This window comes from Thermophilibacter provencensis, from assembly GCF_900128445.1.
GTDB lineage: Bacteria > Actinomycetota > Coriobacteriia > Coriobacteriales > Atopobiaceae > Thermophilibacter > Thermophilibacter provencensis.
Map to the genome: position 1 here is coordinate 2,078,227 of NZ_LT671417.1, position 13,182 is coordinate 2,091,408.

General features: G+C 64.3%; 9 protein-coding genes. 1 reads left to right on the forward strand and 8 read right to left on the reverse strand.

Features of this window, described 5'->3' with window-relative positions:
• Nucleotides 1-2: 2 nt before the first annotated feature.
• From BQ7391_RS12530 to BQ7391_RS09440, 4 genes are all read right to left on the reverse strand, one after another.
• Entirely contained in the window at nt 3-1,907 is a 1,905-nt protein-coding gene (locus BQ7391_RS12530; protein WP_075280354.1) for a site-specific DNA-methyltransferase, read from the reverse strand.
• The gene (locus BQ7391_RS09430; protein ID WP_075280355.1) at nt 1,907-2,521 is read right to left on the reverse strand and encodes a DUF4391 domain-containing protein; all 615 of its coding nucleotides are present in this window, start codon (nt 2,519-2,521) and stop codon (nt 1,907-1,909) included. Before BQ7391_RS09430 ends, BQ7391_RS12530 begins: the two co-directional genes overlap by 1 nt.
• Nucleotides 2,514-5,771, reverse strand: a complete 3,258-nt coding sequence (locus BQ7391_RS09435) for a helicase-related protein (RefSeq protein ID WP_075280356.1) — start codon at nt 5,769-5,771, stop codon at nt 2,514-2,516. Before BQ7391_RS09435 ends, BQ7391_RS09430 begins: the two co-directional genes overlap by 8 nt.
• A gap of 316 nt (nt 5,772-6,087) precedes the next feature.
• Complete coding sequence (locus tag BQ7391_RS09440; protein ID WP_075280357.1) at nt 6,088-6,297, reverse strand: hypothetical protein; 210 nt, start codon at nt 6,295-6,297, stop codon at nt 6,088-6,090.
• A gap of 339 nt (nt 6,298-6,636) precedes the next feature.
• Between BQ7391_RS09440 and BQ7391_RS09445 the strand changes: the two genes are divergently transcribed.
• Nucleotides 6,637-7,710, forward strand: a complete 1,074-nt coding sequence (locus BQ7391_RS09445; RefSeq protein WP_075280358.1) for a M42 family metallopeptidase — start codon at nt 6,637-6,639, stop codon at nt 7,708-7,710.
• Between the two features lie 327 nt (nt 7,711-8,037).
• Here BQ7391_RS09445 and BQ7391_RS09450 read toward each other — a convergent pair whose 3' ends face one another.
• The 4 genes from BQ7391_RS09450 to BQ7391_RS09465 all read right to left on the reverse strand — a co-directional run bounded on the left by BQ7391_RS09450 (nt 8,038) and on the right by BQ7391_RS09465 (nt 13,106).
• Nucleotides 8,038-9,402 carry an alpha/beta fold hydrolase gene (locus tag BQ7391_RS09450; protein ID WP_075280359.1) on the reverse strand — a complete coding sequence of 455 codons (1,365 nt, stop codon included), beginning with the start codon at nt 9,400-9,402 and terminating at the stop codon, nt 8,038-8,040.
• A 111-nt stretch (nt 9,403-9,513) separates the two neighbouring features.
• Nucleotides 9,514-10,530, reverse strand: a complete 1,017-nt coding sequence (locus BQ7391_RS09455; protein ID WP_075280360.1) for an aspartate-semialdehyde dehydrogenase — start codon at nt 10,528-10,530, stop codon at nt 9,514-9,516.
• 55 nt (nt 10,531-10,585) lie between these two features.
• Nucleotides 10,586-11,917, reverse strand: coding sequence for an aspartate kinase (locus tag BQ7391_RS09460; RefSeq protein ID WP_075280361.1), 1,332 nt, complete (start codon nt 11,915-11,917; stop codon nt 10,586-10,588).
• A 64-nt stretch (nt 11,918-11,981) separates the two neighbouring features.
• Nucleotides 11,982-13,106: a homoserine dehydrogenase gene (locus tag BQ7391_RS09465; RefSeq protein ID WP_075280362.1), complete on the reverse strand. Its 1,125-nt coding sequence runs from the start codon at nt 13,104-13,106 to the stop codon at nt 11,982-11,984.
• Nucleotides 13,107-13,182: the final 76 nt, after the last annotated feature.

Consider the following 13,182-nt stretch of genomic DNA (forward strand, 5'->3'; position numbering starts at 1 on the left):
GCCTAGATCACCTCGACCTCGGTAATGGAGCTGTAGTTCTTGAAGATCTCGGCAAAGTTCGAGACGGCGTCGTCACCGGTGAAGGAGGCGTCACGCATGACCGCGTAGTCGGGCTCCATCTTGGCCATTGCCGTCATAACCTCGACGGAGACGTCTCTGTCGAAGCAGGCGATCAGGCGGCCTCCGTCGACCGAGAAGACCGTGCAGCCGTCAACGTCGAGCTTCTCGATGGACGCTGAGAGCTCAATTTGCTTCTTGAGCATCACCTGAATGATGAGGTCATCGGGAGTTCGGTCGAGCTTGAGGTTGTCGGCGTACCTGAGCACTGCGTCCTGGGAAAACTCACCCGGCTCCACGGAAACGTCCTCGAAGTTAGAGGAGTCGATCTTGAGCACGCGGAAGCCGATGTCCGGGACCCCCTTCGGCTCCTCGCCAAGCTTGAGCTGGCGGTTGGACTCCTCCACCTCAGCAGCAATCTTCTTGCCCGCTCGGCGGATGCGCTCTTTACCTATCTCGCAGATGTTCTTGTAGCCCGCCTTGGCCGCCTCGGACTTCTCGTCGCAGACCTCTGGCAGCTGCACCATGATGAACTTACGGTTACCGCCGTCCTCGGCGTTGAGCTGCATGACGGCGTGAGCGGTCGTAGCGGAGCCAGAGAAGAAGTCGAGGACGATAGAATCGCCAGCCAGATTAGCAAAGCGCTGTAGCATCCTCAGCAACGACGTGGGCTTTGGGCTAGAAAAGAGGTTCTTCCCCTCGAAGAGTCCTTTAACTTCCTCCACGGCGCGATGATTATCGCCACCCTCCTTATAGGAAATGATGGTCGTAGGAACCACTCCATCATCTCCAAGAGAAGTCAGATAAGTTTTTCTCGATGGAACTGCATCCCCATTTTTACCAAACCATATCTCTCCACTCTCATCTAACTCCCTTAATTTGGCAACCGAATAACGTGGGTATGTGCCAGACGGAGGGCTCCAAACATAACCATTCGAAAAGGTGTATTGAAAAACGCCCCCTGCTTTCCCGCTTCGAGCATGGAGCGGGGTTGCTTTCCACGGTCCCCTTGGATCGTTATCTGGATTCTTGTATGCGCGATTCATCTCCTCTGACCGCGGCAACTTGCCAATTACACATCTGTCAGAACTTCTGGAATAGCAGAGAATGAAGTCATGGTTGGCAGAGAAGAATTTTGCATCGTTTGCGCGCGTATACTTCTTTTGCCAAATCAAATTTGCAATGTGATTCTGCATTCCGAAACATTCATTACAAATCTTTGCTATATCTGTTTGTTCAACATCATCAATTGATATGAACAGAACTCCGTCCTCGCTCAACAGATCCCTCGCGAGCAGCAGGCGCGGGTACATCATGCTGCACCAGTCGGAGTGGAAGCGGCCGTTGGACTCGGGGTTGGCAACGAGGCGTCCGCCCTCCTCATCGTAGTCGCCGCTCTCCGCGTCGTAGTCGGCCTTCGAGCGTGCAAAGTCGTCGTCGTAGATGAAGTCGTGCCCCGTGTTGTAGGGTGGGTCGATGTAGATCATTTTGACCTTGCCGGCGTAGGTGTTGCGCAGGAGCTTGAGCGCGTCGAGGTTGTCGCCCTCGATGTAGAGGTTCTGGGTCGTGTCCCAGTTCACGCTCTCCTCAGGGCACGGGCGCAGGCACTTGTCGATCTGGCGGTAAGCCTCCTGCTTGGCCTCGCGCTTGCCCGGCCAGGTGAACTGGTAGCGCTCCCTCTGGCCCTCGGCGACGTCGCCCACGCGCTCCTTCAGCGCGTCGACGTCGATGGTGTGGCGGAGGCTCCCGTCGGGCTCGCGGACCTCGGTCACGACCTCGGGGAAGAGCGCGGCAAGCCTCTCGACGTTCTCACCGATGATGCTCTCGGTGGCGTGGGACAGCTTCTCCATCAGGACTCCCCCTCCAGACGGGACAGCTCCACCTCGATCGCGCGCTTGCGATCGAAGAGAGCGTTCCTCTTGGCAATTTGCTTTTCTGATCTGCGCTTTCTTTCCACCTGCTCGAGCTCGAGCCGCAGCGCCTCGCTCCGCCTCTTGCGCTCGAGGCGTCCGGCAAGGTCCACAGAGTTGGTGTCACCGAAAACGACCTGAGACACGATGGAATCCCAGAGCTCTCTTAAAGTCGATCCTGCCAACTCGAGCCTGGTGTCATCGGTCGACATCCACTCCGTCTCATAGAGGCGGTCTCGTCTGACAAGCAGCTTGCAGGACTCGTCCGATAGACAAACGAAGAGCAGCTTATTGGGTATCGAGCGGGCAACCAACTCGATTGCCTCGTAGGGAACATCGGCACCCCTGAGGTAGAGCGCGAGAACGTCTATCTCCGCCACGTCCTTGTCGCCAGGGATGTGGATGCTGGCCTCCTTGACGGAGGCGACCATCTCGATGCGCTCGATCTGCTGGACGAACTGCTCCTTGATGGCAGCCGTCGTCTTAAGGTGCTCGTAGAACGCCTTCTTGGGCATCACACGGTTGACGAGCACCGTGCTCGGCAGGTTAAGCACGAGGCCTCACCACCAGGAAGCAGACGAGCTCGAAGTCATCGAGGCCCGCCACGTCGTTCTCGAGGAAGCTTGTGGTGCCGCCGGAGAAGAAGCTGTCGAGGTCGGCCTCGGCCTTCTCCTCCACGATCGACTCGATGGCGCTGCGCAACAGGCCCGATGCGGCGCGCATGTCTCGCCCGTTCTTCGTAGCCTTGTTGTAGGCGCGGCAAAGTGCTGCGTCAGGCTCGGGCTTTCCCTTGCACAGGCGTCTCATGGCGTCGAGAGACTCCTTGGGATCGAGGTAGCCATGAACGACCTCGCCCTCGTCGCTCACATATACCAAGTAGAACGGGTGAATCTGGTTGCGCGTCTTGGCGTCAAGCTCCTGGTTCACGTTGCGGAGCACAAAGATGATGCCTGGCGCGTCACCCTCCACCACGGCATCGATGCCCGTGGGAACGCTGTCGATGTTCGGGTTCTCCTGGTAGTAGGAGACCAGGTCCATACGGAAGTCGTTGAGGCCAAGGTCGGTGATGGAGACGCCGCCCGAGACGTCCTCGAGGTCCACGACCTCGTGCTTCATCTGCTCGAGCTGCTGCTTGCGATATTCGAGGTCACCCTTCTCTTCCTCGTTGATGTAGTCGTCATCGCCGGTCGAAGTCATGACGACGGCGTGCATGCGGTTCTCGACGCGCGCCTTTAGGTTGATGTAGTGATCAAGGTCTTCATCCGGCCAGAAGTTGACGAGCTGAATCACGTCGTTCTTGGAACCGATGCGGTCAACACGGCCGAAGCGCTGGACGATGCGCACCGGGTTCCAATGGATGTCGTAGTTCACAAGATAGTCGCAGTCCTGGAGGTTCTGGCCCTCGGAGATGCAGTCCGTGGCGATGAGGATGTCGATGTCCTTGCCGCGCAGACGCGGGTAGACCTTGTCGCGGTCCTTGGAGACGGGTGAGAAGCAGGTGAGGATCTCGGAGAGGTCACCGCGAACCCCGTCAACGTTGGTCTTTCCGCCACCCGATCCCGTGACCTCTGCGACTCCCAGCCCCAGCTCGCGAGATGCAAACTCGGAAACATGCTCATAGAGGTAGTTCGCGGTGTCAGCGAAGGCGGTGAAGACGATGACCTTCTTGTTGCCCGGGTTAATGGGGTTCTCGACCTTCTCGGCAATGAGCCGCTCAAGACGCAGGAGCTTGTCGTCATGCTCGGCATCGATGCCGCAAATCATCTCGAGCAGGCCCTCGATGGTCTGGGCATCATCACGAACGTCCTTCTCCCAGCTCTTCCAGTCAAGGTCACGAAGGTCGAACTGCGTCTTGCCGCCCACGGAGAAGTCCATGAAGTCGGCATCCTCGTAGTCAAGGTCAAAGTCTTTGCCATAAGAGGACGCATCGATACTCTTGGAGACAGCGCCCTCGGCCTTGAACACCTCGATGGTGTTGAGGCACTGATTCATTACGGAGAAGACGCGCTCGAGTGTGAGCCTGAACGACGAGACGGAGCTCTCGAGGCGCTTGAGCAGGTTGGCTGCCATGAGCTTGCGGACACCCGTCTCGCGACCGCTTGTGGTGAGGTTGCCGTTCTTGTCCTCGTACTTGCCCCGAACCGAAGGCAGCAGATAGTGCGAAGGGATGTAGACCGCAAGCTTGAGCAGGTCAAGCGAGTTTGCAATCTCGCTGTACGTAGTGCTGTTGGGCAGCGTGGACAGTTTGGGATAGATGGAGATGGGGTCGTTGCGACGCGGGAACGGGCCGATGGCGCTCACGTCGTAGTAGCGCTGGATATGCTTGCGCGAGCGTGCAACCGTCACCTGATCGAGAACCTTGAAGAAGTCGAAGTCGAGCGAGTCGGTGAGCGCCTCGGTGCTGCGCTCCTCGGCGGGAAGCTTGGACCAGACCGTGAAGGCGCCCTGGGCGCTCTTGAACACGTCCTCGATGTTGGAAGAGAGCCCCAGCTTCTCCGACCACCCAGCCGGATCTCCCTGATAGGCAAGCCTCAGCTGGTTGCGCAGGTCCCGGAAACGGTTGTTGACGGGAGTAGCGGAGAGCATGAGCACCTTGGTAGGGACTCCACCGCGAATGACGTGGTTGATCAGACGCTGATAGCGGTTCTCGGTACCACCGGTCCCGTCGTCCTTTGCCGCGGTTGCCGTGTCCTCACCGTTGCGGAAGTTGTGAGACTCATCGATGACGACGAGGTCATATCCTCCCCAGTTGATTGTCTCCAAGTCCATGCCCGTGACGGTCTTGCCCCGCTTGCGTGAGAGGTCGGTGTGATAGAGCACGTCATAGCGGAGGCGATCGCTGACTATGGGATTGTTGACCTGGTTGTTGCGGTACATCGTCCAGTTATCCGAAAGCTTCTTGGGACAAAGGACGAGCACGTTGCGGTTGAGCGACTCGTAGTACTTGATGACAGCAAGCGCCGTGAACGTCTTGCCAAGGCCCACGCTGTCGGCGAGGATGCAGCCGTCATAGGTCTGGAGCTTGTTGATGATGGCAAGAACCGCGTCTCTTTGGAAGTCATAGAGGAGGTTCCAGATGGCGCTTTCGCGGAATCCCGTTCCCTCCTTGGGAAGGTTGTCCACCGATACGTCGTCGAGGAACTCGTGGAAGATTCGATAAAGCGCCGCATAGTAGATGAGCTCGGGCGCATTCTCCCGATACATTGCCTGAATGTTGTCCACAACTGTATCCGTGACGTCCTCCAGCCCTCCGTTTTCCCATGCCTGATTGAACATGGCGAGGAACTGTCGAGACGTCGAGGTGTCGAGACGTGACACGCCCGTCACGGTTGGATGGTCGCCCACCCCAAGCTCCCCTACCGTAAAGCGCTGGAAGGGCATATAGGTAGAGGCGTCTTCCTTTCCGCTCACAGTCAGAGCGGGCGCCACGGGTGCCTGACCGGCTGTTGCGGACCTGAAGCGAGCCTTCTCTCTAATCCAGCTCGCACATTCAGACGCAACGGCCTTCTGCGTGAGCTCGTTGCGAAGCTTGATTTCAAACTCTGTGCCGTAGAGCCCCTGCTCACGCGAAAGGCGCGGGATGTAGAACTCGCGCTGCTCCTTCTTGGCGCGTTCTTTGGCAAAGGTCGGCTCGGTATAGATGAACCGAAACTCGTCTAGCGACTCAAGCTGCTCACGAAGCTCGTTGAAGGCATACATCGAGAATACCGAGGCCGCAACGGAGACGGTATCTCCTTCTTTTATTACCTTGACGAGGTCATCTTTGAGAACGCTGGTCTTGTTGTCAAAAAAGGCGTTGTCCATTCGCTACGCCACCCCCTCGGAGCGGCATAGCGGGACATGCGGGACTAGACTGGCGCTCCTACTCGGAGAACCCCCCCCCCGAACGTTTTTCTCGACCGTAAGCAGGATCATCTGTTAGCTCCCATACCGCACAGCGTTGCCGGAACCCTGAAAACTACGTATCGGGACCGGACAGCAATTGTCAACGTTATCCATCATAACGAGAACGCGAGCGGTTGCGCACGCTCTCCTCCGCGGACGGTCCCGCCGTGCAAAGGGGACAGGCACTTTTGCACGGGCATGCGTGCAAAAGTGCCTGTCCCCTTTGCACAGCCCCTCAGTCCTCGACCTCGATCTCCCCCACGATGCGCCGGATGCGCGCCGGCAGCGTGTCGTAGCGCTGCCCGTAGAGCTCGAGCAGCCTCTCCACGCGCCTTCGGTCCACCGGCGCGCGCCGGCTCTCGCGCAGCAGCGCCTCAGCCTCGCTGGCGAGCTCCTCCTCCGCGAGGCTCCCCCACGCGGCCCAGCCGGGCATGCCAGCGCTCATCGAGCCTCCGTTCTTCTCGCCTCGCAACAGTCAACACGAGTCAATCCTATATTCCCGAGGCATTCTCGAACCCCCGTCAGCGGCAAACTCGAGAGCAAGGTTCGAGGCCGACGAGATGACCTCCTCAATGTGAGCGAGCCCCTCCCCGAGAAGCCGGACCGACCGTCCCCCCAGAGCTATTCGCCGCATTCCGCGCACACCCCGACGGAGGGACTGCGCCAGATTATACTGTGGGTCACGGTCGGAAGCGACGGCCCTCGCTGGCCCGACACGCCGTCGCCCGACGTGGAAAAGCGTGCAAAAGTGACTGTCCCTTTTGCACATGGCGGAAGGATACGCATGGACGTCAGCAACGACGAGCTCGTGGCGCTTCTCGGCGCGCTCTCCAACGCGAAGGCGCCATCCGGCTTCGAGGACGAGGCGCTCGCCGTGGCGCGCGCGTTCTGCGAGGGCTGGGCGAGCTTCGAGGAGAACACGCTGCGCGACGGCCTCATCACGCCGCGCAACTTCACCGGGGAGAAGCCCGTCCTCATGCTGGACGCCCACGGGGACGAGGTGGGCGGCATGGTCAAGGCCGTGCTCTCCAACGGCACGATGAGCTTTGTCGAGCTGGGCCGCTTCACGCCAGGGACGCTCGCCGGCCAGGGCGTGTGGGTGCGCGCGACCGACGGCTCCTGGGTGCGCGGCGTGGTGGGCGTGAAGCCGCCGCACTTCCTGAGCGAGGCCGAGCGCGCCTCGGGAAGGACCGCCCTCATCCTGGACGTTGGCGCGCGCTCGTACGAGGACGCGGTCAACGCGTTCCACATGGGCATGGGCGAGCCGATCGTGCCGGACACGACGTTTGCCTACGACGCGGCGCGCGGGGTGGCCTTTGGCAAGGCGTTCGACTGCCGCGCGGGCGTGTGCGCGATGCTGCTCGCCCTGCGCGAGCTCTCACGCCGCGACGACCTGCCCGTCGACGTGGTGGCCTCGATCTCCGCGCAGGAGGAGGTCGGCGAGCGCGGGGTGGCCGCGGCCGCGCGGCGCTTCTCGCCCGCCGCGGCGTTCCTCTTCGAGGGCTGCCCCGCGGACGACACGTTCTGCCCGCCCGACGAGGTGCAGGCCGCACTGGGCCGAGGCCCGATGTTTCGCTACTTCGACCGCTACATGATCACGCACCCGCGCTACCAGCGCTTCGTTCTTGGCGTGGCGTCCGAGGTGGGGATTGCCGCGCAGACCTCCGTACGCGAGGGCGGCGGCACCGATGGCGGGCCCGTGCACCAGCTCGACGTCCCCTGCGTGGTGGCGGGCGTGCCGTGTCGCTACGTGCACGCCGGGACGGCGATCTGCCGCGTCGACGACGTGCGCGCCGCGGCCGAGGTGGCCGTCGCCGTGGCGGATCGCCTCACGTCCGAGGTGCTGGCGGGGTTCTAGCGGGCGGTCCTTCTCGCCGCGCGTCCTTCTCGCCGCGCGTCCTTCTGCCGCGCGTCCTTCTCGCCACGCGTCCCAGCTCCCCTCCTTCCTTAGGTGAGCACAAATCTTGAACCAACACTGCTCACCTAAGGGGTCTGGGCCCCGAGAACCTGGGAAAACGTGACTCACCTAAGCAAAGAGGGGGTCGGAAGTTAGATCAATTTGCTCACCTAAGCCGAAGGGGCGACAGGGGCGACAGGGACAACAGGGGTGACAGGGGCAACGGAGGTGGCAGGGGCGAAAGGGCGCCAGGAAGCTGAAGGGGGACCGGCGAGTGACCGCGCGCCCCTACAGCACGCCGTCCAGGTCGCCGCGGTCGCGGGCCATCTCCAGCAGGCGCCCGAACACCTGGCTGCCGTGCACGCCGTCGTGCTCGAACTCGTTGGTCACCCAGGCGTGGCTCGCGCCCACGCGCGAGAGCGTGTCCAGCTGCAGGCCCGCATCCACGTAGAGGTCGTCGTAGTAGACGGCGGCCTGGAGCGGCGTCTCGTTGGCGAGAAGGACCTCCGGGTCGTAGAGCCGCCCGAACGAGGTCTCCCCCATGAGGGCGCCCATCGCGCCCGCGAAGGGGCGAAGCTCCGGCATCTCCTCGAACATCCACGGGAAGCACGCCTCTCCGGTGAGCATGAGCGGGCGGGCGTCGGGCGAGAACTCCGGGCGACCCCGCAGGGCGCGCTCCGCGGCCCACGCGACCGGCCGCTCGAGCTCGCCGTCCGCGTAGATGAGCTCCTGAAGCACCCAGTAGAGCGGGTTCGCCACGACGTTGGTCGCGGACCAGACGCCCGCGAGGAACGCCGGCGACACCTCAACGCGCGCGGGGTCCCCGCCCGCCGCGTCGAGCGCGGCCGCAGCGCTGCCATCTCCTGCGGCAAACGCGAGGTCAAGCAGGTTGTGCAGCCGCTCGTGGCCGGGCTTCATCCCCAGCCCCTGGCCGAGCGACTGGAGTCGCCTGACCGTGAGCGGGGAGCCGTCGGGCAGCGTGAGGTCACCTGCGGCGGCGCGATCGGCAAGCAGCGAGAGGCGCTCCTCGTCCTGCGGGTAGCGCTCGTAGAGGAGGCGCGTCTTGGCGGCCATGCGCGGGAAGGTGCGCGCGTAGACCTCGTCCGCGCTCGCGGGCACGTGCGGGATGCCGCCGCAGACGAAGCTCGCCCGCGCCGCGCCGGGGAAGGCCGAGAGGTACGCGAGGGTGAGAAAGCCGCCGTAGCTCTGGCCGAGCGTCACCCAGCGCGCGCCGCCGAGCTCGCGCACCCGCAGGTGCTCGAGGTCGCGCACGATCGAGTCGGCGAGAAAGCAGCGCAGGAACGCCGCCTGCGCGCGGGCGTCGCCCTCGCGCGCGACGACGGAGCCGTCAACGCGCCCGGAGCGGCCGGTGCCGCGCTGGTCGGGAAGGATCACGCGAAAGTGGCGGACGGCCTCCTCGACCCAGCCGTCGCTCGTCGGCGAGGTGGGCCGCGGGCACGCCCCGCCGGGCCCGCCCTGGAGGAACACGAGATATGGAAGGTCGCGGCCCGCGTTCTCGGGCGAGCAGAGCACGCGGTAGAAGAGGCTGGTCGAGCGGCCGGGGAAGCGACGGCCCGACCAGTCGAGCGGGACCTCGCAGGAGCGGTCCTCCACGACGAGCCCGGGCAGGTGATAGCGTGCGAGAAGCGCCATGGCGAGACCTCCCTCAGAAGCGCGCCCACGCGGCGCGCCCGTGCGGCGGGGCGAGAAGGACGCGCCGCGGAAGCCGCCCGTCCTTCTCGCCCCGCGCGTTATTCTCCCCTGCTAGACCAGGTACTCCGCAATCTGAACGGCGTTCGTGGCCGCGCCCTTGCGAATCTGGTCGCCGCAGCACCAGAACGTGAGCGCGCTTGCGCCCTCGGGCGCGGAGAGGTCGCGGCGGATGCGGCCGACGTAGATGAGGTCCTGGTCGGAGGTCTCAAGCGGCATGGGGTAGCGGCTCGACGCGGGGTCGTCCACGACCTTCACACCCGGGGCCGCCTCGAGCGCGGCGCGCGCCTCCTCCACGGAGAGCGGCCGCTCGAACTCGGCCGTGATGGACTCGGAGTGCGAGCGCACCACCGGCACGCGGACGCAGGTGCAGTTCACGCGCAGCTCGGGGAGGTGCATGATCTTGCGGCCCTCGTTGAGCATCTTGAGCTCCTCGGAGGTGTAGCCCTCGTCCTTGAAGCCGCCGATCTGCGGGATGAGGTTCTCAGCGAGCTGGTACTGGAAGGGCGCGGTCTCCCCCACGGGCTCGCCGGCCGCCACGCAGCCGATCTCGCGCACGAGCTCGTCGAGGCCGGGCTTGCCGGCGCCAGACGCCGCCTGGTAGGTGGACACGATGAGCCGCGTCACGCCCGCGAGCTGGTGGAGCGGCCACACGGGCACGAGGCCGATGATCGTGGCGCAGTTGGGGTTGGCGATGATGCCGTGGTGGGCCGCGATGTCGGCGGCGTTGATCTCGGGCACGACGAGCGGCACGTCAGCGTCCATGCGGAAGGCGTGGGAGTTGTCCACGCACACGGCACCGCGGCGGACGGCCTCCGGCAGGAGCGCGCGGGCCGTGGCGTCATCGGCCGCGCCGAGGACGATGTCAACGCCCTCGAAGGCGTCAGGCTCGGCCAGGCGCACGGGCACGTCCTCGCCGGCAAAGCGCACGGTCTTGCCCGCGTCAACGGAGCGCTGGCTCGCCAGCGGCACGAGCTTGCCCACAGGGAAGCTGCGCTCCTCGAGGCACTGGAGCATCTGCTGGCCCACCACGCCGGTGGCGCCGAGGATGGCAACGGTCTTCTCGCTCATAGCGGTTCCTTTCTGCCGAGTGGGCGTGCGGGGCGTGCAAGGGGGACCGTGCACGCTAGCTGGTGGTGACCATCTCGTCGCGGACGAAGCGGTCGTAGATCACCTGGACGGCACGGTCGAAGTCCTCGTTGTTGACGCCCATGATGATGGAGATCTCCTGCGAGCTCTGCGTGATCATGCGAATGTTGACGCCCGCCTCGCCGAGCGCGCCGAAGATCTTGCCCGAGGTGCCGGAGCGCTTGGACATGTTGCGGCCCACGACGGAGAGCAGCGCGAGCTTGTCGACCATCGTGATGTCGTCCGGCTCGAGCTCGCGGCGGATGTCGGTCACGATGGAGTAGATCGAGTCCTTGACGTCGGCGCCGTTCACCACCACGGAGAACGAGTCGACGCCGGTGGGGATGTGCTCCACCGAGATGCCGTAGCGCTCGAAGATCGAGAGCGCCCGACGGACGAACCCCACCTCGCCGGACATGTGCGCCTTCTTCACGTGCACGGAGATGAAGTCGCGCTTGCCGGCGATGCCGGTGATGAGGTGCTCGTCCTCGCCGATGCGCGCCTTCTCGCGGATGATGGTGCCCTCGTCCTGCGGCCGGTTGGTGTTCTTGATCTGGATGGGGATGTTCACCTCGCGCACCGGGAAGATGGCCTCCTCCTGCAGGACCGAGGCGCCCATGTAGGAGAGCTCGCGCATCTCGTCGAAGGTGATGCGGCGGATGGAGCGCGGATGGTCGACGATGCGCGGGTCGGCGGAGAGGAAGCCAGAGACGTCGGTCCAGTTCTCGTAGAGGCCCGCGTCGATGCAGCGCGCGAGGATTGCCCCCGTGATGTCGCCGCCGCCGCGCTGGAAGAGCTTGATCTGCCCGTCCACCGTGGCGCCGTAGAAGCCGGGCAGCACGAAGCAGCCCTTGCGCACCATGACGTCCTTGAGGCGGGCGGCGGTGCGCTCCATGTCAACGTTGCCGTCGTGGTGGAAGACCACGACGTCGGCCGCGTCGACGAAGGGCAGGTCCAGGTACTCCGCCATGAGGTGCGCCGTGAACCACTCGCCGCGCGCCACGATGTACTCGGGCGAGTGCTTCTTGATGTTCCTGGCGAACGTCTCGAACTTCTCGTGCACCGGCCACTTGAGCCCCAGCTCGTCGGCGATCTCCACGAAGCGCTGCTCGATGTCGGCGAGAAGCGCGGTGCAGTCCACGTGGTACTGGATGTGCGCGTTCACGAGGAGCAGGAGGTCGGTGATCTTGTTGTCGCCGTCGAAGCGCTTGCCGGCGGCGGAGACCACCACGAAGCGGCGGTCAGGGTCCGCCTCGACGATGGCCTTGACCTTGCGGAACTGCTCGGCGGACGCGACGGAGGACCCGCCGAACTTGGCGATCTTTATCATGCTGAGAAACCTGCCTTCCTAGGCAACCTGACAAATTGCCCTGGCACCTTTGTCAACATCGGGGTCAGGCGAGGGCGGCCATGAACGTGGTGGGGTCGGCCTCGAGCGCGGCGTCGAGAAGGGCGCGGGCCTCCGCGGCGGTGACGTCGCGGGCGACCACGGCGCCGGGCGCGAAGGGCTCGGAGCCGGGGATCGTGGCCTCGGTGCGGAACACGTGGTCGGAGCGGAGCAGCTCCGGGTCCCACGCGAGGCCGCGCGAGAAGTCGTAGGCGGGCCGGCGGACGCCGCGCACGCAGTCGAGCACGTCCTGGACGATGGCGTTGCCCGTGGGGAGGCTGCCGGCGCCCTGGCCATAGAAGCGCAGCTCCCCCACCGTGGTGGCGTCAAGGGTCACGAGGTTGAAGTTCGAGGGCACGCTCGCCTCGAGCGAGTCGAGCGAGACGGCGACCGGCTCCACCGCCGCGGCGTAGCGCCCGTCGCGGCAGACGCCGCGCCCGAGGAGCTTGGCCGTGCGGCCGCACCCGGCCAAAAGGTCGAGGTCCGACTTCCTGAGGTTGCGGATGCCCGTCACCGGGAGGTCCTTCTCGCATGCCACGTCAAAGGCCACGGAGGCCGAGATGATGGTCTTGTTGGCCACGTCGATGCCGTCGATGTCGGCGGAGGGGTCGCGCTCGGCGTAGCCGAGTCGCTGCGCCTCGGCCAGGACCTCGAAGAAGTCCGCCCCCTCGCGGCGCATGGCGTCCACGATGTAGTTGGTCGTCCCGTTCATGATGCCGGAGAACGACGTGACCTCGTCGATGCGCCGAACCTTCTCGACGCTCGCGATCCAGGGGATGCCGCCGCCGACGGACGCCTCGATGTAGAGGCCCGCCCCCGAGGCCGCCGACGCCGCGGCGAACTCCGCGAAGTGGGCCGCCACGACGGCCTTGTTGGAGGTCACGACGTGCTTGCCCGCCTCGAGCGCCGCCATGATGTAGGTGCGGGCGGGCTCGACGCCGCCCATGCACTCCACCACGAGCCCGATCTCTGGGTCGGCGACGATGTCGTCATAGCTGGAGGTCATCCGAGGGTCGGTGAGGCGATCGGGCAGCTCGAGGATGCGCGCGACCTCAACGTCGGGCACGCGCTCGGAGATGATCTGGTCAACGCCGCGGCCGACCGTGCCAAAGCCGAGGAGGGCGATCTTCATGCGTCTCGTCCAATCTTTCGAATGTGTATCCAACGCGCGGCGGGAGCGCGCACCGCGGCTATGATACTTGCAGGCA